21 protein-coding genes are annotated in these 20,872 nt (G+C 54.1%); 11 read left to right on the top strand and 10 right to left on the bottom strand.

Translation table 11 applies throughout. The features are described from left to right. The first annotated feature begins 36 nt into the window (after window positions 1–36). Window positions 37–1,452 carry a serine/threonine-protein kinase gene (locus C1Y43_RS16385; protein WP_058771211.1) on the top strand — a complete coding sequence of 472 codons (1,416 nt, stop codon included), beginning with the start codon at window positions 37–39 and terminating at the stop codon, window positions 1,450–1,452. A gap of 2 nt (window positions 1,453–1,454) precedes the next feature. Here C1Y43_RS16385 and C1Y43_RS16380 read toward each other — a convergent pair whose 3' ends face one another. Both C1Y43_RS16380 and chaB read right to left on the bottom strand, forming a co-directional pair. Further along, on the bottom strand, window positions 1,455–2,126 hold the full coding sequence (locus tag C1Y43_RS16380) for a gamma-glutamylcyclotransferase (RefSeq protein ID WP_021508695.1): 672 nt from the start codon (window positions 2,124–2,126) through the stop codon (window positions 1,455–1,457). A 238-nt stretch (window positions 2,127–2,364) separates the two neighbouring features. After that, window positions 2,365–2,595, bottom strand: a complete 231-nt coding sequence (chaB, locus tag C1Y43_RS16375; RefSeq protein ID WP_021313035.1) for a putative cation transport regulator ChaB — start codon at window positions 2,593–2,595, stop codon at window positions 2,365–2,367. A 369-nt stretch (window positions 2,596–2,964) separates the two neighbouring features. Here chaB and chaA point away from each other — a divergent pair, with 369 nt between their 5' ends. Then, window positions 2,965–4,056 (top strand): sodium-potassium/proton antiporter ChaA, encoded by a 1,092-nt coding sequence (gene chaA / locus C1Y43_RS16370; RefSeq protein ID WP_021508693.1) that lies wholly within the window; start codon window positions 2,965–2,967, stop codon window positions 4,054–4,056. A gap of 1,056 nt (window positions 4,057–5,112) precedes the next feature. Beyond that, window positions 5,113–5,487 carry a hypothetical protein gene (locus C1Y43_RS24150; protein WP_233209847.1) on the top strand — a complete coding sequence of 125 codons (375 nt, stop codon included), beginning with the start codon at window positions 5,113–5,115 and terminating at the stop codon, window positions 5,485–5,487. A gap of 299 nt (window positions 5,488–5,786) precedes the next feature. Here C1Y43_RS24150 and kdsA read toward each other — a convergent pair whose 3' ends face one another. Genes kdsA through hemA form a run of 6 tightly spaced genes read right to left on the bottom strand, consistent with a single transcriptional unit; the run spans window position 5,787 to window position 11,093 of the window. Beyond that, a complete protein-coding gene (gene kdsA, locus C1Y43_RS16350) occupies window positions 5,787–6,641 on the bottom strand; it encodes a 3-deoxy-8-phosphooctulonate synthase (RefSeq protein WP_021509944.1) in 855 nt (284 codons plus the stop codon). Window positions 6,642–6,668: 27 nt separating this feature from the next. Then, entirely contained in the window at window positions 6,669–7,478 is an 810-nt protein-coding gene (sirB1, locus tag C1Y43_RS16345) for an invasion regulator SirB1 (RefSeq protein ID WP_021509943.1), read from the bottom strand. After that, window positions 7,475–7,873 carry a SirB2 family protein gene (locus tag C1Y43_RS16340; RefSeq protein ID WP_058757490.1) on the bottom strand — a complete coding sequence of 133 codons (399 nt, stop codon included), beginning with the start codon at window positions 7,871–7,873 and terminating at the stop codon, window positions 7,475–7,477. The genes sirB1 and C1Y43_RS16340 overlap by 4 nt, the downstream gene beginning before the upstream one ends. Before the next feature lie 9 nt (window positions 7,874–7,882). Continuing rightward, window positions 7,883–8,713: a peptide chain release factor N(5)-glutamine methyltransferase gene (gene prmC, locus C1Y43_RS16335; RefSeq protein WP_104188950.1), complete on the bottom strand. Its 831-nt coding sequence runs from the start codon at window positions 8,711–8,713 to the stop codon at window positions 7,883–7,885. Beyond that, the gene (prfA, locus tag C1Y43_RS16330) at window positions 8,713–9,795 is read right to left on the bottom strand and encodes a peptide chain release factor 1 (protein WP_058780680.1); all 1,083 of its coding nucleotides are present in this window, start codon (window positions 9,793–9,795) and stop codon (window positions 8,713–8,715) included. The genes prmC and prfA overlap by 1 nt, the downstream gene beginning before the upstream one ends. Before the next feature lie 41 nt (window positions 9,796–9,836). Further along, on the bottom strand, window positions 9,837–11,093 hold the full coding sequence (gene hemA / locus C1Y43_RS16325; protein WP_104188948.1) for a glutamyl-tRNA reductase: 1,257 nt from the start codon (window positions 11,091–11,093) through the stop codon (window positions 9,837–9,839). A gap of 216 nt (window positions 11,094–11,309) precedes the next feature. Here hemA and lolB point away from each other — a divergent pair, with 216 nt between their 5' ends. The 4 genes from lolB (at window position 11,310) to C1Y43_RS16305 (ending at window position 15,270) form a co-directional block, all read left to right on the top strand. Further along, window positions 11,310–11,936, top strand: coding sequence for a lipoprotein insertase outer membrane protein LolB (gene lolB / locus C1Y43_RS16320; RefSeq protein WP_021509937.1), 627 nt, complete (start codon window positions 11,310–11,312; stop codon window positions 11,934–11,936). Then, window positions 11,933–12,790 (top strand): 4-(cytidine 5'-diphospho)-2-C-methyl-D-erythritol kinase, encoded by an 858-nt coding sequence (gene ispE / locus C1Y43_RS16315; protein ID WP_104188946.1) that lies wholly within the window; start codon window positions 11,933–11,935, stop codon window positions 12,788–12,790. Before lolB ends, ispE begins: the two co-directional genes overlap by 4 nt. 137 nt (window positions 12,791–12,927) lie before the next feature. Then, a complete protein-coding gene (gene prs / locus C1Y43_RS16310) occupies window positions 12,928–13,875 on the top strand; it encodes a ribose-phosphate diphosphokinase (protein ID WP_006118899.1) in 948 nt (315 codons plus the stop codon). 225 nt (window positions 13,876–14,100) lie between these two features. Next, a complete protein-coding gene (locus tag C1Y43_RS16305) occupies window positions 14,101–15,270 on the top strand; it encodes a diguanylate cyclase (RefSeq protein ID WP_104188944.1) in 1,170 nt (389 codons plus the stop codon). Here the strand turns inward: C1Y43_RS16305 and ychH are convergent. Beyond that, window positions 15,267–15,545, bottom strand: coding sequence for a stress-induced protein YchH (gene ychH / locus C1Y43_RS16300; protein WP_021509933.1), 279 nt, complete (start codon window positions 15,543–15,545; stop codon window positions 15,267–15,269). The genes C1Y43_RS16305 and ychH overlap by 4 nt on opposite strands. A gap of 261 nt (window positions 15,546–15,806) precedes the next feature. Between ychH and pth the strand changes: the two genes are divergently transcribed. Beyond that, the gene (gene pth, locus C1Y43_RS16295) at window positions 15,807–16,394 is read left to right on the top strand and encodes an aminoacyl-tRNA hydrolase (RefSeq protein WP_021509932.1); all 588 of its coding nucleotides are present in this window, start codon (window positions 15,807–15,809) and stop codon (window positions 16,392–16,394) included. 107 nt (window positions 16,395–16,501) lie between these two features. Next, window positions 16,502–17,593 carry a redox-regulated ATPase YchF gene (gene ychF, locus C1Y43_RS16290; RefSeq protein ID WP_021509931.1) on the top strand — a complete coding sequence of 364 codons (1,092 nt, stop codon included), beginning with the start codon at window positions 16,502–16,504 and terminating at the stop codon, window positions 17,591–17,593. 101 nt (window positions 17,594–17,694) lie between these two features. Here the strand turns inward: ychF and C1Y43_RS16285 are convergent, their stop codons facing one another. Then, window positions 17,695–19,101: a hypothetical protein gene (locus C1Y43_RS16285; protein ID WP_104188942.1), complete on the bottom strand. Its 1,407-nt coding sequence runs from the start codon at window positions 19,099–19,101 to the stop codon at window positions 17,695–17,697. A 675-nt stretch (window positions 19,102–19,776) separates the two neighbouring features. Between C1Y43_RS16285 and C1Y43_RS16280 the strand changes: the two genes are divergently transcribed. After that, on the top strand, window positions 19,777–20,028 hold the full coding sequence (locus C1Y43_RS16280) for a hypothetical protein (RefSeq protein ID WP_158252671.1): 252 nt from the start codon (window positions 19,777–19,779) through the stop codon (window positions 20,026–20,028). Window positions 20,029–20,281: 253 nt separating this feature from the next. Next, window positions 20,282–20,791, top strand: a complete 510-nt coding sequence (locus tag C1Y43_RS16275) for a fimbrial protein (protein ID WP_104188938.1) — start codon at window positions 20,282–20,284, stop codon at window positions 20,789–20,791. The last annotated feature ends 81 nt before the right edge of the window (window positions 20,792–20,872 follow it).

The following is a 20,872-nucleotide window of genomic DNA, read 5'->3' as shown; positions in this document are numbered from 1 at the left end:
GACGGGGCGCTACAGGACGTGTTCAGAGAGCTCACTATGTCGGCAAACGAAAATCATACCCCCAATGCCCTGCCTGCGGGCTACCGGTTTAACGAGTTTGAAATCAAGGAAGTGATCGGCGGCGGCGGCTTTGGCATTGTCTATCGCGCCTGGGATCATCAGCTGGAACGCACCATCGCCATCAAAGAGTACATGCCGGTGTCACTGGCGGTACGCGGTGCGGATCTGGCGCTGGAACTGCGCGGCGAGCGCTTCCAGAAACTGTTTAATGCCGGACGCAACAGCTTTATTCAGGAGGCACGGCTGCTGGCGCGTTTCAATCATCCCGGTCTGCTGCACGTCCTGCGCTTCTGGGAAGAGAACGGCACGGCTTACATGGGCACGCTCTACTACAGCGGCATGACGCTGAAAGAGTGGCAGCTCACCAGCCCGGACAGCATTGACGAAGCGTGGATTCGCCGTCTGTTGCCGCCGCTGTTTGGTGCCATCAACACCATTCACACCGCCGGTTACCTGCATCGTGATATTTCGCTCGATAACATTCAGATTCAGGAAAACCAACTGCCGGTGCTGCTCGACTTTGGCTCGGCGCGCAAAGAGATTGGCAACCTGTCGGATGAAACCGAGATCATGCTCAAGCCGGGCTTCGCGCCAATTGAGCAGTACAGCGAAGAGGGAGAAGTCGAACAGGGACCGTGGACCGATATCTACGCGCTGGGCGCGGTGCTGCATACGCTGATCACCGGCCACGCGCCGCCGGTCAGCGTGGTGCGCTGCATTGAAGATAACTACCAGCCGCTGGTGGAGCGCAAGCCTGAGGGGTATTCGCTGCCGCTGCTGCACGCGATCGACTGCGCGCTGGCGATGAAGCCGGAAGACCGTCCACAGAGTATTGATGCTTTTGCCCGGCTGATCGATCTGCCGGTGAGCGATGTCGAAGCGCTGGTGACGACCTTCCCGGTGACCGCGGAGAGCCAGCCCGTGCCGGAGCCGGTAGCGGCCGTGCCGGAACCGCAGGTAATGGCGGTTAATCATGCCGCCGCCGCGATTGAACCGGTAACGCCGCGCAATGTGCGCCGTTTGTCGCCTGCCCTGCTCGCCGCCGCTGCCGTGGCGTTGCTTGCCGTGGTGGTCGTAGTGTGGAAAGCCAATCGCCCGAGCGACGCACCGCCGGTGGCGGCCAGCAGCGCCCCGGCGGCGACCCCATCAGCGGGCAGCGCGCCCGCCAGCAGCGCACCAACCATGGCGACGGTTTATCTGCAGTTGCAGGCAGGGGAAAATATCGTACTGAACGGCGAAGCGAAGGATGTGAAACCCGCCAGCAGCGGTTTCGCCTCGCTGAATCTGGCGGCAGGCAGCTATCGTATTGAAGTGCATCACGGCAGCCAGGTGCGCAGCCAGATGCTGACGATTAACCAGCCGGGCACCTGGCTGATTAATCCGGGTAATTGAGGTTAGCCGCGCGCGGCGCTCTGCTGCAGCGCGCGCACTTCGGCCGCAAGGCGCGTTAACGCCTCTTCCTGCATGCCGCGTTTGCCCAATTCCTGTTCCAGCGAGAACAGATACTGCGCGTTGCTGCCGAGCGGACCGCTAGCCTGAGCGATCAGCGGAGCAATGGTGCTGCGGCAGGAGTCGGCTTCATACAGCGGATGACGCGGATCCATGATAAACACCAGCGCCGTAACCGTGCGGCCATCCTCCAGCGTCAGTTCACACCAGGTGGGCAGATAGCAGCCGGTGATCATTTCCCGTTTCCACAGCAGCTCAAGCTCTTCATGCAGGCGCGCTTCCGGCAGGCGAAACGCCAGACCGCTGGTAGAACCGCCCTCTTTCAGCGCCAGCATCCGTCCCGGTGCGGCAACGGTGCCGCGTCCGGCGGTCAGTCGCAGGCAAAAGGCACGATGCCAGCCCTCAAGCCGTCCGGTCGCCACCTCTTCCGCTTCAAAGACCGGGTTCCACATCAGGGAACCGTAGCCGAAGATCCACACCGGGCTTTGATCGGGACGACAGGCAAGCGTGGCGCAGAGCGACGCGGCGCGCTTCTCACAGCTCCACAGCAGCGCTTCGTCAATATCACCAAATGAAGTTTTGCAATCCGCTTTTAGTAAGAATTCCCGGGTTAACACTGCGATCTCCTCTACTGCGCTGACCTTCCTGTCGTTATGGCTCCCTGAATCTGCGATTTTACAGGCGGCGCCCGCGGCGTCGACTTAAGACAAGACAGTAATGCATTTGCCATAAACGTTTCAAGATTGACCCCGATCACAAAGGGGAAATTATCTGTAAATAGCATCGGCTGCCTGGCAGGATTCTTGAACGAAGCGCGGAGAAGTGTGAAGCGGGCCGCAGTGGCCCGCGCGGGAGCTAGTGTTTAGGATGCCACTTGTCGTCCTCGCCTTTGGCGTACTCTTTTTTGACCGCTGCCCAGGCGACTTTGTGTGCCACCTGCTCGCGCGATTCATCACCGCGACGATCGTCTTCATCTTTATACTGATCCCAGGCGCTGTTAAACGCCTTTTGGTAGATGGTTTGCGCATGGCCCGGCAGCACGTGGCGCACGCTGTCCGGCAGTTCCCGGTTCGATGAATAAGGCATAGTTCCTCCTGTTTCAGGTTCCCTGTATAAGTCTGGAAGAGAACGGCAAAAACGCAAACCTGCTATTTCATACTTCTGCCAGCAAAAAAGACAGGTAGTGAGGATAAGGCCAGATGATTCAGTTCTGTTCTTCCTCCTTTCACGCAGGATAGATGAGAAACACGCACTATTAACCTGCTGATGAAAAGGGCTAATTCGCTGATTAACGCGAATTTCTCTTCGTTCAGAGAAAAATGACAAAAAGTAAAAACGCGTAAAAAATCTGCGTCAGCAGTGGTGAAAAGTTACACTGCGCTTCGTCAGATGAGTCACTATATTTATCAGGCAGCAATTGCCTGTTTTTGTTCTTTTTGCCGAAGAGGATGGCGCATGGCTGGACATGAGAAGACCCGACACAGCGAGTATTCGCTGATTTTCCCGATTCTGGCGCTGGCGGTGCTGAGCTTTTTTGGCGGCCAGACAGCGCTTCTGCCGGTAATTGGCATCAATCTGCTGGCGCTGGTAGCGATTTTAAGCAGCGCCTTCAGCGTAGTACGTCACGCCGACGTTCTGGCGCACCGGTTAGGTGAACCTTACGGCTCGCTGATCCTCAGCCTGTCAGTGGTCATTCTGGAAGTGAGCCTGATTTCGGCGCTGATGGCGACCGGCGATGCAGCGCCCGCGCTGATGCGCGATACGCTCTACTCCATCATCATGATCGTTACCGCCGGACTGGTGGGCTGTGCCCTGCTGCTTGGCGGGCGTAAATTTGCCACCCAGTACGTTAACCTGGCCGGCGTGAAGCAGTACATGATCGCCATTTTCCCGCTGGCGATTCTGGTGCTGGTGTTTCCCAATGCCCTGCCCGGCGGCAATTTCACCACCGCGCAGGCGCTGATTATTGCGGCGATCTCTGCGGCGATGTACGGCGTGTTCCTGCTGATTCAGACCAAAACCCACCAGAGCCTGTTTGTTTACGAGCATGAAGACGAGAGCGATGATGGCGACCCGCACCACGGTAAGCCTTCCGCGCACAGCTCGCTGTGGCACACCGCGTGGCTGATTGTGCATCTGATCGCGGTGATCAGCGTGACGAAGATGAACGCCAACTCGCTGGAAATGCTGCTCACTGAAATGAACGCGCCGGAGCAGTTTACCGGTTTCCTCGTCGCGCTGCTGATTCTGTCGCCGGAAGGTCTGGGCGCAATCAAGGCGGTGCTGATGAATCAGGTGCAGCGCGCGATGAACCTGTTTTTCGGTTCGGTGCTGGCCACCATTTCATTGACGGTGCCGACGGTGACCATTATCGCCACCCTGACCGGTCAGCAATTGATTTTCGGCCTTGAGCCGCCGCATATGGTGGTGATGAGCGCGGTGCTGATTTTGTGCCACATCTCGTTCTCCACTGGCCGCACCAACGTGCTCAACGGCGCAGCGCATCTGGCCCTGTTTGCCGGCTATCTGCTGACGATTATGCTGTAACGTGGAATGAAGTGGTCGCCATAAATGGCGACCCTACAGCGCAGGGTGCGCCTTGATGCTCATCAGGTGAAACGGTCGCCATAAATGGCGACCCTACAGCGCAGGGTGCGCATCAGGTGAATCGGTCGCCATGAGCGGCGACCGTACAATGTAGGGTGCGCATTTATGCGCACCTGGATAAAGATATCTTTACGGCTTAATAACAGCCGTTAGCACATCTGGCCCTGCCAGCTATTTGCTAAAAATTAAGCCTTAAATCGAATAGTTTATTGCTAATATTCTGTTTACCCGAAGAAGTTAAAATGTTCACTGCATTTACTCTGGCTGCCAGTCATTGTTTATGATTGCCTGTAAACAATCCATACGTCAATTGACTTACATTATTTTCAGCCCCGACACCGTATCAAAATGCTGCTTGTACATTAAAACCTTACCGCTTAGCGATGGACGCTATCAGCTTTAATGTCAACCATGAGAGAAAAGCAGATAATAAAATAGTTGCGATAATCAACGCATCAATGGTCGATAAAAAAACATGAAAAGGGTTCACTAATTTACCTGACAGCATATACGATGATTCGGAAAGGAACCTGAACATGATCTCAGGAATAACAATTGCGTAGCCTAATGTTAAGACAATTAGTAATAGTATCCGTTTCATTTCCATGCATGCTCCTTGCAACAAGATGTGATGAGTATATAATCGTTTATTAAGGATTTTTACAGTAAGGGATGATTAACCATGTCGTATCTGAAATTGAAGCTTCAGGCTGATCGTACAATTGCACTCAATTTTGAAAAAGCACTGGTGCAACTGCGTGAAGAAACGCGAACCGTCAGTACTACGGTTGCCTCGGGAATTGAAAGAGCTAGCTGGTATAGTTCCTGCGTTTTTGATGATTACAAAGATGTATGTAAACGACTGAGAAGTGAAGATGTTCGTATGTTTTCAGCTCTGCCACAGGTTTTTTCACGACATGATGTCATCCTTGATATGGTTGAAATCTACTTTAGAAAAAACTTGCGCGTCTCAGTGAACATAATGTTCAAAATCTGGTGCGCCAACTTGCTGAAAAGGCGGCTAATTATACAAGCGGTAAAGCTTCAAAACTCACCATTTCATTTCTTATCGCGCGCATAGTTACCGAATCTAAAGTTTTTAAGAGCTCGCTGGTTGATGTGATTGACCGGACATCGCTTTATAGTGTCACAGTTTTAAAATTTTATGGGAAAATACAAATCGCTGCAACAGCAGCTCAGCATTTGAAATTTGCGGATCCGGAGTATTATTTCGATCTGTATCAACAGAAATTAGAAATGCTTTATTATCTCATAGAACCTGAAATGTCTAAAATTATTTACTTAAACAAATCCGGCTCAACAAATGATGAGCAAATATTGGCATTAGTAGAACGGTTACTGACAAAATGAAACGAATCTTTTCCTGGTTCTATGCATGGTTAAGTCAGTCTTTTTTTTCACTAATACCGGTGATTGCGGCAGTAGCAGGTGGAATACTTTTGACAGCGCTTTTCCCTCATTATGGGCTGTTATTGACTCTACTCTGGGTCATTGCCATGGGTGCTATCTACGTGAAATATTTTAGATGGTTTTGACGGTCAATTTCAGTTGATACTTTATGTAATCCCTTCGTTGTTAAGCGCCTGCGACAGAATTTACCATTCTATTACAAAGGCACCCGCGGGTGCCTTTGCTGTTGCTATGACAAATCAGTTACTGGTATCCAGCTCCGGGAAGCTTTTGACCAGATCGTCAATCGCTTTCATCTGCGCCAGGAACGGTTCCAGCTTATCGAGCGGCAGCGCGGACGGGCCGTCGCATTTGGCGCTGTTCGGTTCCGGGTGCGCTTCGATGAACAGACCGGCGATGCCTACCGCCATGCCCGCACGCGCCAGTTCGGCAACCTGCGCACGACGACCACCGGAAGCCGCGCCAAACGGATCGCGCGTCTGCAGCGCATGGGTAACGTCAAAAATCACCGGGCTGTTGTTAGTGACTTTCTTCATCACGTTGAAACCGAGCATATCAACCACCAGGTTGTCATACCCGAAGTTACTGCCGCGGTCGCACAGAATCACCTTGTCGTTGCCGCCTTCGGCAAACTTATCGACGATATTGCCCATCTGGCCTGGGCTGACGAACTGCGGCTTCTTCACGTTGATCACGGCACCGGTTTTCGCCATCGCTTCCACCAGATCGGTCTGACGCGCCAGGAAGGCCGGCAGCTGAATCACGTCCACCACATCGGCGACCGGCTGCGCCTGCCAGCTTTCGTGCACGTCAGTGATAATTTTCACGCCGAACGCCTGCTTCAGCGCCTGGAAAATTTTCATGCCTTCGTCGAGGCCGGGACCACGGTAAGACTTGATGGAAGAGCGGTTGGCTTTGTCAAAAGAGGCTTTGAACACATACGGAATGCCGAGCTTGTCGGTTACCTTCACGTAATGTTCGCAGATGCGCATGGCGAGATCCTGGGATTCCAGCACGTTCATGCCGCCGAAGAGAACAAATGGCAGATCGTTTGCGACCTTGATATCGCCGATACTCACTACTTTCTGTGTCATGCCCTTTCCTTAAATGTCGGGGGACGCTTAGTGCAGCGTCACCTGTTTCTGTTCAATTGCGTGGATCTGCACTTTAATCATCTCGCTGACCGGGTCTTCAGGACACTGTTCAACGAAATAGGTCAAATCGGTCAGTGCGATATGCTCACACTCCAGCTGGGCGTAAATCAAACCGCGGTCGCGAATCTCATAGGGATCGTCCGGGTCGATTTGCAACAGCACCTGGCTGACGTTGAGCGCCAGCTCCATCTGCTTCTCATCCATCAGCGCCGCTTTCAGCGTGTCGAGCATTTTGCGCATCACGCTGACGGTTTTTGCTTCGTCGAGGTCGTCAGAGTAGAGCTTTGCCGTCGGGCTGATGTTGCCCTTCAGCCACACTTCCAGCGTGTGGGTGTCGAGCGTCTCACCGTTAAACGGATTGATCAGCCACATTTCACCGTCGAGCCAGTCAGCACGCAGAATAAGCTGCGTCGGGAAAATCACCGGCATCAGCGGCAGCTCTAGCTCATCCGCAATGTGCAGCAGAATCACGCCGAGCGATACCGCCGTCCCCTGCCGGCTCTTCAGCACTTTATCGATCCACAGCGCGTCTGACAGATTGTAGACGCCGCTGGCACCGCCAAAGCCCCACTGCTGGTAAAACAGATCGAGCAGCTTCTCCAGCTGCAGATCCGCATCCTGTTCGCTACTGACATAGCGCCGCGCCTCTTCAACCAGGTCAGCCAGCTGCTGCTGGACGGAAGGCGCGGAAAAATCATTGCGTATGGCGCAGGTCGCGCCAATCACCGCTTCACTTAACGGTGTTTCACTGTAATCAAGTTGCACTGGCGAGGTCATACTATCCCCAATAACGGCATTTTGGTCATCGCCAGTTTAATCACCAGTAATAATGCGACCACGGCGACTAAACAGGCGACCCAGCGGGTCGCCATGCTGCGCGGGCGACGACTCAATGCCACGGAACCTAAGGCGATGTAGATGATAACCGCTAACAGCTTCTCCGTCAGCCAGCTTCCTTGTGGGGTAAACGGATAAAAGTGGGTAATCAGCACCAGCAGTGCACCGCTGAGCAGCAGGAATGTATCGTTGATGTGCGGCGCAATGCGCACCCAGCGGCGCTGCAGCAGGGCAGATCCGGTGGTCAGCCAGTAAAAACGCAGCAGAAACAGTGTGATGGTGATCGCGACTGTCAGCAGATGGAAATTTTTTATCAGCGGATACCAGCTGGCCATAGTGCTTCCTTAAGTAAGTTGTCCAAGCGTGACGCGCGGATTGCCGCCGTAATCCTCAACGGTGGTGACCGCCTGAAAGCCATTACGGGTTAGCAGCGCGCGTACAGCCTCGCCCTGCTGCCAGCCGTGTTCCAGCAGCAGCCAACCCTGCGGCTGCAACCAGTGCGGCGCGCGTTCAATGATTAATCGTAAATCGGCCAGCCCGGCCTCCTCCGCCACCAGCGCGCTGAGCGGCTCAAAACGCACGTCGCCCTGCTGCAGATGTTCATCGGCGGCATCAATGTAAGGCGGATTGCTGACAATCAGATCGAAACGTTGGGCGGGCAGATCGTCGAACCAGTGGCTGAGCACAAATCCGGCGTTGGTGAGGTGCAGGCGCTGGGCGTTGTCCTGCGCCAGCGCAACCGCGGCGGCGATGCGGTCGCAGCCGGTAATCTGACAATCGGGCCGCTCGCTGGCCAGCGCCAGCGCAATGGCGCCGGTGCCGGTACCGAGATCGAGCACCGCGGAGGGCGTCGCGGGCAGCCGCAGCAGCGCCTGCTCCACCAGCACTTCGGTATCCGGACGCGGAATCAGCGTGGCATCACTGACGCGCAGCGGCAGCGACCAGAACTCGCGTTCGCCCACCAGATGCGCAATCGGCTCACCGCGCACGCGGCGTGCCAGTAACGTCTCCAGCTGGGCCAGTTGCGCATCATCGAGCGGGCTGTCATCAAACGCAACCAGCCAGCTGCGCGACTTGCCGGTGACAAAACCCAGCAGAATTTCCGCGTCGCGCTTCGGGCTATCGCCTCCGCACAACGCAGCCTGCGCCTGCTGCAGCCAGCGCCGGACGTTCATCACTCCTGCCCGGCCAGTGCGGCCAGCTGGTCAGCCTGATACTCCTGCACAATCGGCTCGATCAGCGTATCCAGCTTGCCTTCCATGGTTTCGTCGAGGCGGTAGAGCGTCAGGTTGATGCGGTGATCGGTGACGCGCCCCTGCGGAAAGTTATAGGTACGAATACGGTCGGAACGGTCGCCGCTGCCTAGCAGGTTACGCCGCGTCGAGGCTTCCGCCGCCTGGCGCTTTGCCATTTCCGCCGCATGAATACGTGCGCCCAGCACCGCCAGCGCTTTGGCTTTGTTTTTGTGCTGCGAACGCTCATCCTGGCACTCCACCACGATGCCGGTTGGCAGGTGGGTGATACGGATCGCCGAATCGGTGGTGTTAACGTGCTGACCGCCCGCGCCGGAAGAGCGGAAGGTATCAATTTTCAGATCGCCCGGATTGATGTCCGGCAGTTCGGCTTCCGGCAGCTCCGGCATCACCGCCACGGTACAGGCGGAGGTGTGAATGCGCCCCTGCGATTCGGTTTCCGGCACGCGCTGCACGCGATGGCCGCCGGATTCAAACTTCATGCGGCCATAGGCGCCATCACCGGTGATACGCGCAATGACTTCTTTGTAGCCGCCATGCTCGCCATCGTTGGCGCTCATGATCTCCACCTGCCAGCGACGCGCTTCGGCATAGCGACTGTACATGCGGAACAGATCGCCGGCGAAAATCGCCGCTTCGTCGCCACCGGTACCGGCACGCACTTCGATAAAACACGGACGTTCATCGTCGGGATCTTTCGGCAGCAGCAGCACCTGAAGCTGCTGTTCCAGCACCTCGCGCTTGTCGCGCGATAGTTTCAACTCTTCCTGCGCCATGTCGCGCATTTCCGCATCGTCGAGCAGCATTTCAGCCGTTTCGACATCTTCCTGCACCTGCTGCCATTCGCGGAAACAACGGGTGACGTCGCTCAGCTGGGCATATTCACGTGATAACGCGCGGAAACGGTCCTGATCGCCAATCACGCCGGCATCGCCCAGTAACGCTTCAACTTCTTCATGGCGTTCCTGCAGCGCTTCCAGCTTGGCAACAATCGAGCTCTTCATCTAATAGAGGGTATCCCAGTGATAGGTCGTGACAGACCAGATTACTCTAAACCGAGGCTGTCACGTAAGATCTGCAGGCGTTCGCTGTCGCCGTCGCGCGCGGCCTGCTGCAGTGATTTGGTTGGTGCATGAATTAAACGGTTGGTGAGCTTGTGTGCCAGCTCCTGCAAGACTTTTTCGGCATCAGCACCCTGACGCAACGCCGCCAGCGCGCGCTCCTGCAGCTCGGCGCGCACGTCGTCAGCCTGCGCGCGGTATTCGCGGATGGTCTCACCGGCACTTTGCGCGCGCAGCCAGGCCATGAATTCACCGCTCTCCTGCACCACAATGCTTTCCGCCTGCACCGCCGCCGCTTTGCGCTGCGCCATGTTCTGCTCGATGATCGCCTGCAGATCATCCACGCTGTACAGGTAGGCGTTAGCCAGCTTGCCCACTTCCGGCTCGACATCGCGCGGCACGGCGATATCGACCAGCAGCATAGGCTGGTTGCGGCGCGCCTTCAGCGCCCGTTCCACCATGCCTTTACCAATAATCGGCAGCGGACTGGCGGTGGAGGAGATAATGATATCGGCATCGGCCAGGCGGGTTTCGATATCGGCAAGGCCAATCACTTCGGCGCCGACTTCGTCCGCCAGCAGCTGTGCGCGTTCGCGCGTGCGGTTGGCGATCATCAGTTTGCGCACGCTGTGTTCGCGCAGGTGACGCGCCACCAGTTCGATGGTTTCACCGGCACCAACCAGCAGCACGTTAACGCTGCTGAGTGATTCGAAAATCTGACGGGCTAAGGAGCAGGCAGCGAAGGCGACCGACACCGCGCTGGCGCCGATTTCGGTTTCGGTGCGCACGCGCTTGGCCACCGAGAAGGTTTTCTGGAACATGCGTTCCAGCTCGCTGCTCAGCGCATGGTCGCGCGAGGAGTCAGCATGGGCTTTTTTGACCTGACCGAGAATCTGTGGCTCGCCCAGCACCAGCGAGTCGAGCCCGCTGGCCACGCGCATCAGGTGGCTGACTGCCGCGTTGTCCTGATGCCAGTACAGGCTGTTGCGCACGTCCTCTTCACGTAAGTCGTGATACTCGCACAACCAGCGCACCAACTGCTCCTGCAGATCGGTCTGCTGCTCTACGCTGAGGTAGAGTTCCGTCCGGTTACAGGTAGAAAGCACCACCCCGCTCTGCACCATCGGCTGAGACAGCAAGCTGTTCAGCGCCTGGTCCAGCGTGTCTGGCGTGAACGAAACACGTTCGCGCAGCGCAACAGGTGCGGTTTTGTGGTTGATTCCGAGAGCAAGCAGCGTCATGGTGATTCGGGTTGGGAAGTCCCAATAATTGTCAGGTTTTGTGCTGCGCATTCTACAAGATGCAACAGATCAAGAAAAGCCATACAAAGCCTATGACTGTAATAAGATTAAACTGATCGTGCGCAATTATCCTGACATCGCCATTGACGGCACAGAGACGGATGGTTAGCGTTACCGGTTACGACGTAAAAACGTGTCTGAGGAGACGACCACGTGATGCATTTGCCCCCGCGCCAGCTGTTGCGCCTTTTGCCCCTTGCCAGCGTGTTGCTGGCTGCCTGTAGCATCAACAAACCCCAGCAAGGTCCCGGTCCCAGCACGACATCGCCGCAGTGGCAGCAACATCAGCAGGCGGTAGCGAAAATTACCCAGTACCAGACGCGCGGCGCGTTTGCCTATCTGTCGGATAAGCAGAAGGTTTATGCCCGCTTCAACTGGCAGCAAACTGCTGCAGACCGTTACCGTCTGCTGCTGACTAACCCGCTCGGCAGCACAGAACTGCAGCTCGACGCGCAGGGTTCGGTGGTGCAGATTGTCGATAACAAAGGCAAACGCTACGTCAGCAACGACGCGGAGAAGATGATTTCCCAGCTCACCGGCATGGATATTCCGCTGGCGAACCTGCGTCAGTGGATGATGGGTCTGCCTGGCGACGCCAGCGACTATCAGCTGAACAACAATTATCAGCTGCAAAGCCTGACCTACAGCCGCAACGGCCAGCAGTGGAAGGTGAATATCAGCGATTACGACAGCAAGGTGAACCCGCCGCTGCCGGCCAACCTCGAACTGACCGAAGGCGGTCAGCGCATCAAACTGCGCATGGATAGCTGGACCACACAATGATCACCACCTGGCCCGCGCCGGCAAAGCTCAACCTGTTTCTCTACATTACCGGCCGTCGTGCAGACGGCTACCACAATTTGCAGACGCTGTTTCAGTTTCTCGATGTTGGCGACACCCTGGAGATTATCCCGGATAACAGCGGCAGTATCACCCTGCTGACGCCGCTCGACGGCGTGGCCGATGAAGACAACCTGATCGTGCGGGCGGCGCTGGCGCTGCGCGCCGCAGCGGCGGACAAAGGCACGCTGCCGCCGCAGGCCGGTGCCCGGATCGCGCTGGAGAAGCGCCTGCCGATGGGCGGTGGTCTGGGCGGTGGTTCGTCTGATGCAGCGACGGTGCTGGTGGCGCTGAACCATCTGTGGCGCACCCAGCTCAGCGTGGATGAGCTGGCTACGCTTGGCGTGCGTCTCGGTGCCGATGTGCCGGTATTCGTGCGCGGCCACGCGGCGTTTGCCGAAGGGGTCGGCGAGCAATTGCAGCCCGCAAATCCTGCGGAAAAATGGTATCTGGTGGCGCATCCTGGTGTCAGCATCGCTACCCCGGATCTGTTTCGCGATCCTGAACTGACGCGCGATTCACCAATACGCACATTAGATGAACTGTTGCAGCGTCCTTTTCACAATGATTGTGAAGCGGTAGCAAGAAAACGTTTTCGTGAGGTTGATGCGCTGCTTTCCTGGCTGCTAGAATACGCGCCGTCGCGCCTGACAGGGACCGGCGCTTGCGTGTTTGCTGAATTTGACACCGAGTCCGCTGCTCGTCAGGTGCTGGAGCTTGCCCCGAAATGGATGTGCGGATTTGTGGCGCGTGGGCTTAATCTCTCGCCGTTACAGCGTACCCTTTCCGGGCTCTAAGCGTAAACGTGACAGTGTCACCCTGTTCCAGACACTGCACGTGACGCATTAACACACCCGTATGAACAGGCTCAAATGTATTCGCCGGTTATTTTTGAGCGGTTCATTCTCTGGACGCCAAGCCTGAGGTTCTTCTCGTGCCTGATATGAAGCTATTTGCTGGTAACGCCACCCCGGAACTAGCACAACGTATTGCCAACCGCCTTTACACCAGCCTCGGAGACGCCGCTGTCGGCCGTTTCAGCGATGGCGAAGTAAGTGTACAGATTAATGAAAATGTACGCGGTGGTGATATTTTCATCATCCAGTCCACCTGTGCCCCCACCAATGATAACTTGATGGAGCTGGTTGTGATGGTCGACGCACTGCGTCGGGCTTCTGCTGGTCGTATTACTGCTGTAATCCCTTACTTTGGCTATGCCCGTCAGGACCGCCGCGTGCGTTCTGCCCGCGTGCCAATTACCGCCAAAGTTGTGGCTGATTTCCTCTCCAGCGTCGGCGTGGACCGTGTACTGACGGTTGACCTGCACGCTGAACAGATCCAGGGCTTCTTTGATGTCCCGGTGGATAACGTGTTCGGTAGCCCGATTCTGCTGGAAGATATGCTGCAGATTGGTCTGGAAAACCCGATTGTGGTTTCGCCGGACATCGGTGGCGTAGTGCGCGCTCGCGCTATCGCCAAACTGCTCAACGACACCGACATGGCCATCATCGACAAACGTCGCCCGCGTGCGAACGTGTCGCAGGTGATGCACATCATCGGTGACGTTGCCGGTCGTGACTGCGTACTGGTCGACGATATGATCGACACCGGCGGTACGCTGTGCAAAGCGGCTGAAGCACTGAAAGAGCGCGGCGCGAAACGCGTGTTCGCTTACGCCACCCACCCAATCTTCTCTGGCAACGCGGTGGAAAATCTGCGCAAGTCAGTGATTGATCAGGTGATTGTTTGCGACACCATTCCGCTGTCGGAAGAGATGAAGTCACTGCCTAACGTGCGTACGCTGACGCTGTCTGGCATGCTGGCCGAAGCCATTCGTCGTATCAGCAACGAAGAATCGATTTCGGCGATGTTCGAACATTAATTGTTCGCAAAAAACCGGGCGCCCTGCCCGGTTTTTTATTGCGTGTGCGCGGAGTAACATCCCGATAAAGCCGCTTCCGCCGCCACTATTTGCGCGATAAATGGCCTCAAAATACGCCAATCTCCCCGCCTTCCACTCTTTTTATCAGACAAGCGCATCCGGGCTTTAGCGGTCCAGTGATTAGTGATATTTTTCACCACACTTTTGCTGAGAACTCCGACCACCATGCCACTCGACATTTATACGTTGTTTATTTGCGAGCTCTACGTGCTGGGGTTTCTGAGCATTATTTTGATTTTTGCCTGGGTCGGGGCGCAGTACCACCGGGTGCTGGGTTTTACCACCCTGACGCTAATACTGACGCTTGCCGCCGTGCTGCTCAGCAGCCTGCGCAGCGCCGGTTTGCACTTTTTGCCGGTGGCGGTCGGGAATGTCATCATGCTGCTGGCCTACGGCACCCTGCTCAACGCCTTTCGTACTTTTTGCCGCCTTCCGCTCGGTTTTTGCTGGATCACTGGCGCGCTGTTGTGGGCGCTGCTTTGTGCCTTTCCGCAGTTCTATCACGGCCAGCCGAAACGCGTGCTGGTCATGTGCCTGCTGTGCATCATCTTTACCGCCGCGCTGATTCGTCTGCTGTGGCAGGCGCGCGCCACGCTGACCGTCACTTTCTGGCCCGCGCAGATACTGCTGTGGATCCACTTACTGTTCCATCTGGCACGCATTTTCCTTGACGATGCGGTGGCTACCCCGGTACCGGGTGCCATTGGCGGTTCCGGCTTTTCGGTGTATGTGATTCTGGAGTCGATCCTCTTCGTCATCGGCCTGACATTCACTATCCTGGCGATGGTCAATGAGCGCACGCAGATCGCCCATAAGCTGGCGTCGCTACACGATCCGCTTACCGGCGTCTGGAACCGGCGCGCGCTATTTGAAGCCGCAGAAAAACTGCTGCTGCGCCACGCACGTTTGCCGCAGCCTTATATTTACAGTGCTGTGCTATTCGACCTCGATCATTTCAAAAGCATCAACGATCGCTATGGCCATCAGCAGGGGGATCGGGTGCTGGTCGATTTTTGTCAGGTGGTAAAAGCGTTAATACCGGTTGAAGGTCAGTTTGCCCGGCTGGGCGGTGAGGAGTTTGCCGCGTTGCTTCCTGGCGACAGTGAGCAGGCGCAGCGCATATGTGAGCGTATCCGGCTGGCGACACAGCTGTCGCTACCCAACGACATCGGCTATACGGTGAGCATTGGCTTTGCCACTGCCAGCCAGCGGCATCAGGCGTTTCCCGCCCTGCTGGCGCTGGCTGATGAAGCCTTGTATCGCGCTAAAGCCGCCGGACGTAACCGCGTCGAAGGTTATCAGACGCCGCAGGCGGCAATGGCGGAAGCCGGTTAGTGCGTTGAGTGGTGATCGCGACGGCAGCGTTTGTCACCGTAGTGACGCAGCCAGTAATAGCGGTCTTCCACCCTCTCCCGCCCGCTGACGCGTGCGCCGACCAGCCACAGTAGCGCACCCACGAAAATACTGAACATCGCTCCATGCGCGAGGAACTGTGGCAGGTTGACCGACGGTAGCTGGTTAATGATGGAATACCCCACCCCGAGCACCATGGTTAACAAGCCGAGACACATCAAACCATTACCGACGGTGCGGCAGTGTTGACGTTTCATGATTCACCTCCATCCTTTTCAGCAACGCAGAAAACAGCACGTTTGGTTAACTGGCCATAAGTTTAGGCAATGGCTGGCGGTTAAGATGCGTACAGGATCACACATCCTTCACAATGTCTGACAAAACTTTACCGCCAGCACCTTGATTTCGATAGAAATTGATTAGTCACCTTTGGTCATTAATCTGTCATTGCGCCCTTTGTCATCCCTGCCGGCAGGCAGTAAACTATCGCCCTTTCGTAGCGAGACAGGATAAACATCGTGAGCAGCATTAAACTGATTGTGGGGCTGGCCAATCCCGGCGCTGAATACGCGGCAACGCGCCATAACGCTGGCGCCTGGTATGTGGATTTACTTTGCTCGCGCCATAATCAGTCCCTCAAAGAGGAGCCGAAATTTTTCGGCTACACCGCGCGCCTGTCGCTGGCCGGCGAGGATGTGCGCCTGCTGGTGCCCACCACCTTTATGAACCTGAGCGGCAAAGCGGTGGCGGCGATGGCAACGTTCTATCGCATTACGCCGGAAGAGATTCTGGTGGCACACGATGAAATGGACCTGCCGCCAGGCGTGGCGAAATTCAAACAGGGCGGCGGCCATGGCGGTCATAACGGCCTGAAAGACATCATCAGCAAGCTCGGTAATAACAACAATTTTCATCGCCTGCGCGTCGGTATCGGCCATCCGGGCGATCGTAACAAGGTCACCGGATTTGTACTCGGCAAGGCACCGGCCAGCGAGCAGAAGCTGATTGACGAGGCGGTCGACGAAGCGGTGCGCTGCACCGAGCTGTGGCTAAAAGAAGACAAGATTAAGGCGATGAACCGCCTGCACGCCTTCAAAGCCAGCTAAGCCAATTCCCGCGCCGCCGCAGGGAATTCTGTGTATAATGCGCGAAAATTTTTGAATCAGTCGGCGCTGTCTGCCAGCGCTGCACACTCAGTGAGAAAGGTAAGATCATGGGATTTAAATGCGGTATTGTGGGCCTGCCGAACGTCGGTAAATCCACCCTGTTCAACGCGCTGACCAAAGCGGGTATCGAAGCAGCCAACTTTCCGTTCTGCACCATCGAACCCAACACCGGCGTGGTGCCGATGCCTGACCTGCGCCTCGATCAGCTGAGCGAGATTGTTAAGCCACAGCGCGTGGTGCCAACCACCATGGAGTTCGTGGACATCGCCGGTCTGGTAAAAGGCGCGTCCAAAGGTGAAGGCCTGGGCAACCAGTTCCTGACCAACATCCGCGAAACTGAAGCTATCGGCCACGTGGTACGCTGCTTTGAAAACGACAACATCATCCACGTCTCCGGTAAAGTAAACCCGGCGGAAGATATTGATGTCATCAACACCGAGCTGGCGCTGTCGGATCTCGACACCTGCGAACGTGCCATTCAGCGCTGCCAGAAGAAAGCCAAAGGCGGCGACAAAGATGCTAAGGCGGAACTGGCCGCGCTGGAGAAGTGCCTGCCGCATCTGGAAAACGCCGGTATGCTGCGCTCGCTGGCTCTGGACGCCGATGAGAAAGCAGCGATCCGTTATCTCAGCTTCCTGACGCTGAAGCCGACCATGTACATCGCCAACGTCAATGAAGACGGTTTCGAGAACAACCCATATCTCGACCAGGTGCGCGCGATTGCTGAAGCCGAAGGCTCAGTGGTGGTGCCGGTCTGTGCGGCAGTGGAATCGGACATCGCCGAGCTGGAAGATGAAGAGCGCGACGAATTCATGGCCGAGCTGGGTCTGGAAGAGCCGGGCCTCAACCGCGTGATCCGCGCCGGTTATGCCCTGCTCAACCTGCAGACTTACTTCACCGCAGGCGTGAAAGAAGTGCGTGCCTGGACCATCCCGGTTGGCGCGACCGCACCGCAGGCAGCCGGTAAAATCCACACCGACTTCGAAAAAGGCTTTATCCGCGCTCAGACCATCGCGTTCGAAGATTTCATCACATACAAAGGTGAACAGGGCGCGAAAGAAGCCGGCAAAATGCGTTCAGAAGGTAAAGAGTACATCGTGAAAGATGGCGATGTGATGAACTTCCTGTTTAACGTCTGATTGGCTTCCAGGGTGTCATGAGGTTCCACTTATCTCATGAACCCGCAAAAAATAAAATCCACGCAATTGCGTGGATTTTTATTACTATCAGTCATAAAAAATTATTCAAATTGATACTTGCTCAATCCCCAAAATTTTATTAGCTGACCAAGTGTACACAGCCATTTTTCACGTCCTTTCAAATGAGGGTTTGATGAACAATTCTCATTAACACAATTGTTTTGATAATTTTTACAGCTATTTATCAGGTCACAAGTCTTTTTACCATACATGAAAACCCGGATGTATTGATATAAAGTGTAAAACAGGAAGAATTGCTCATCACAATCCTTTGTCGCAATGCCCTGGCCAACATAACCGTTGTTGTTAAATAGCAATGGCATACCGATTTTTTTGATTATTCCATTTAGATAAGTAAAGGCTTCATCTTTCTCAAGAAACATTAATTCTGAAATCGGCAGTAAATCATCACCCCGAAAAGAATGTATGGTGTCCAGCAGATAAACTAACGCACCATAAGCTTTTTCTAAATCGTCATTACCTTGTAGAAATACTCTGAAGTCTTTTTTCACCTCTTCGATTTGTCGTTCTAACAGCATTTTTCTGGTATATTTTTTCATTTCGCCAGCTGAATTGGCTACATTATTTTCAATCAAATCATAATCTTCCTGTATGAAATAAGTTGAATTGCAAAGCGTCATCAGCTGTTCTTTACTAATCGTATTCAGGTCAATATTTTGATCATTGAAACCATTGAGGATTTTGTAGAGTTCTTCTCCGGGGAACGGTGACTGTAGCGTCAGTTCACAAATTGCCACCAGAATATCATCATTCACCACATAGCCTGAAATAAAATTAGCCACATCTTTCACTACCAGATAGGGCACTTTAGGCGGTTCAGCGGTTTTTTCATACAGTTTTTTTTGGATCGAATGTGCCATGAACTCATAGATACAGATAGCTCCCACATCGACTGTCAGAGTTGGGAACTGTGTTGCACCTTTCGTCGCTCCCACATATGAATATTCAACAAGACACCGGCCAGAATGTTTAAAACGAGCCGGCATAGGGGTGATTTCATCAAATACGTCGTTATCGCTAAAAGGGGATAGCGAGACGTTACTCACGGCATACTTATCAGCCAGTATGTCCAGTACCGGCTTCTCCCTATCTCCATATAAAGAAATAATAATGGCGTCAAATGTCTCAATAAATTGTGCCGAATGGTTATCATCACCATAGTAGGGGAACTTGCGTACAAGCTCTCCATGTTTATTATTATGATAGATGCCATGTGTAAGATGACCTACCCAGGAGCCGACACAACTGAGTATTGTTAAACCGCTAACTGTGGAAATATTTTGTAAAAAGTGAATGTACTCATGTACTAATGTTGAAGCGTCCTCTTCGCTCACGGTCCTGAAATCTGTATCCGAGTTTATCGTGATAGCAAAATACCCCGGAAGATAAGATCCCAGAACATCCTCTTTTAGCGTAATATTTTTCATCGATTGCTCCTTACTTTGATTAAAAAAATAACAAACGCCGGCAATATTCCCCATTAACAATGGTCACATCATTGACACAAAAAAAACATCAAGCCATTCAGGTGGCAATAAATCACATTCTGCTATTAATCTCTCCTTTGTGGTTGGATGCCCCTGCTAAAACCAACCATAATCGTCCAGTAAAAGCCAGTGATCAAATATGATTTAACTTAAAAGCGAGATATCCGTAACGGCCGAACAGGGAGAGTCATGTCCATCGGGGAAGAAAATTCACTGTATCATACTGTTTCATTCAGCGCGCGTTGCTGCAACACGGCTGTTTCAAATTTCTTATTACTGCGGGAAGCAGGATAATCAGTGTCACGCAACAGTACTCAATCCTGCCATTATGAAGCGTTTTTCCCATCTACTCGTCTGATTAATCCTGGTTGCTTACTAATATAATAGCGGTGCTTAATGCAGAAATAGCCTTTATCTGCTTACGCTGATGGGTACCGATATCCCGCGCTGGCCAGATGAAACTAATATTCAACTGACTAAATTTCGCGGGCGAAGGGCACGCTGCGATTTAAGAAACAGGTGGCTGTGCCGCACTATGAATCTGTAAGACGATGCAAATCGGATTATTTCTTTACGAATAAAAGGGCCTCTGTGATGAAAAGATTGCTGTTACCGATGATAGCTTTACTTGCCAGCCACGCCACCCTTGCCGCCGACGGTCAAATCACCTTCGTCGGCGCGATCGTTGAACCCTCCTGTGAGTATGCCGTGACGCGCAGCGTCTCGCTGAACTGCACGCGCGAAGGGATTAAAAAGAGCGAAACCCTGCAGGTTAATCAGGCGACACGAAAGCTGCCTTACGCATTAGGCACAGCGCAGATTACCCGCCAACGCGGCCTGAACTTCCTGGTGGTTGAATATAACTGAATACCCGTCCGTTACTGGTTCACCGGCGCAGTGCCTGATGAGACGCTGCGCCAGCCTGCTGGCAATTTTACGACAATTCACTTAATTTCATAACCTTTCACGTCGCTTTCATAGCCTGAAACAATTTCACCTCAGTTAAATTCTTAATTCATAATAGAGAAGTTGTGAATTATTCGTTTAATCGTTGAGTTAACCTCGTGGTGTCGCTAGTCTGCCTGCAACTTGCCACTGTTCGTCGTTGAGAAAATTATTCATGCTGTATTCGCTCAGGAAATTCCCTGCTTCTGGCTACTCAGGTTGTCTCCTCTGGTTTTTTCTGCTGACACCCGCAGTCGCTGAGAATGATCTGGCGCAAATCACCGTGAGCGGTGAGATTCTGAAGTCCGCAGCCTGCGTGATTAACAATAATCAGCCGGTGATTGTCGAGATGGGCGAGATTCTGATTTCACAGCTGCAGCCGGGTAAAAACCTGGTGCCGGTGAAATACAGCTTACAATGCGAAAGTAATGTGACACCGGATTTTTTTATCAGCGGTAAATCAGCCGCTTTTTCTGCCAGTTTGCTGGCTACCACCAATGAAAACCTGGGTCTACGGTTTTATGTCAGGAAATCGACGCTGCAGCCGCTGGCGCTGAGTGAAAAGCTGCGTTTTACCTATCCTGATTACCCAGATCTGTTAGTGGAACCTGCGGGCGCGCCTGATAAAACGCTTACCGCCGGCGAGTTCAATGCCACGGCAACCATGAACATCGTGTTACCCTGAATTAAAAGGTAAAGCTGGTATATATGAAAAAAAATCATCATCCTCCCATTTTTATTGGCAATGTTATTTAGCAACACCGTA

The sequence above is a fragment of the Pantoea sp. ICBG 828 genome (assembly GCF_002928355.1).
In the GTDB taxonomy this organism is placed as follows: Bacteria; Pseudomonadota; Gammaproteobacteria; order Enterobacterales; family Enterobacteriaceae; genus Pantoea; species Pantoea dispersa.
This window is presented reverse-complemented; position numbering and strand designations above follow the sequence as displayed.

Coding starts and splice junctions, on each gene's coding strand:
- chaB (WP_021313035.1), bottom strand. CDS start 2,595: ATGCCTTATTCATCGAACCGGGAACTGCCGGACAGCGTGCGCCACGTG.
- chaA (WP_021508693.1), top strand. CDS start 2,965: ATGGCTGGACATGAGAAGACCCGACACAGCGAGTATTCGCTGATTTTC.
- prmC (WP_104188950.1), bottom strand. CDS start 8,713: ATGAACGTCCGGCGCTGGCTGCAGCAGGCGCAGGCTGCGTTGTGCGGA.
- C1Y43_RS16275 (WP_104188938.1), top strand. CDS start 20,282: ATGCTGTATTCGCTCAGGAAATTCCCTGCTTCTGGCTACTCAGGTTGT.
- sirB1 (WP_021509943.1), bottom strand. CDS start 7,478: ATGACCTCGCCAGTGCAACTTGATTACAGTGAAACACCGTTAAGTGAA.
- C1Y43_RS16340 (WP_058757490.1), bottom strand. CDS start 7,873: ATGGCCAGCTGGTATCCGCTGATAAAAAATTTCCATCTGCTGACAGTC.
- ychH (WP_021509933.1), bottom strand. CDS start 15,545: ATGAAACGTCAACACTGCCGCACCGTCGGTAATGGTTTGATGTGTCTC.
- C1Y43_RS16285 (WP_104188942.1), bottom strand. CDS start 19,101: ATGAAAAATATTACGCTAAAAGAGGATGTTCTGGGATCTTATCTTCCG.
- C1Y43_RS16305 (WP_104188944.1), top strand. CDS start 14,101: ATGCCACTCGACATTTATACGTTGTTTATTTGCGAGCTCTACGTGCTG.
- ychF (WP_021509931.1), top strand. CDS start 16,502: ATGGGATTTAAATGCGGTATTGTGGGCCTGCCGAACGTCGGTAAATCC.
- kdsA (WP_021509944.1), bottom strand. CDS start 6,641: ATGACACAGAAAGTAGTGAGTATCGGCGATATCAAGGTCGCAAACGAT.
- prfA (WP_058780680.1), bottom strand. CDS start 9,795: ATGAAGAGCTCGATTGTTGCCAAGCTGGAAGCGCTGCAGGAACGCCAT.
- C1Y43_RS16385 (WP_058771211.1), top strand. CDS start 37: ATGTCGGCAAACGAAAATCATACCCCCAATGCCCTGCCTGCGGGCTAC.
- hemA (WP_104188948.1), bottom strand. CDS start 11,093: ATGACGCTGCTTGCTCTCGGAATCAACCACAAAACCGCACCTGTTGCG.
- ispE (WP_104188946.1), top strand. CDS start 11,933: ATGATCACCACCTGGCCCGCGCCGGCAAAGCTCAACCTGTTTCTCTAC.
- C1Y43_RS16280 (WP_158252671.1), top strand. CDS start 19,777: ATGATAGCTTTACTTGCCAGCCACGCCACCCTTGCCGCCGACGGTCAA.
- lolB (WP_021509937.1), top strand. CDS start 11,310: ATGCATTTGCCCCCGCGCCAGCTGTTGCGCCTTTTGCCCCTTGCCAGC.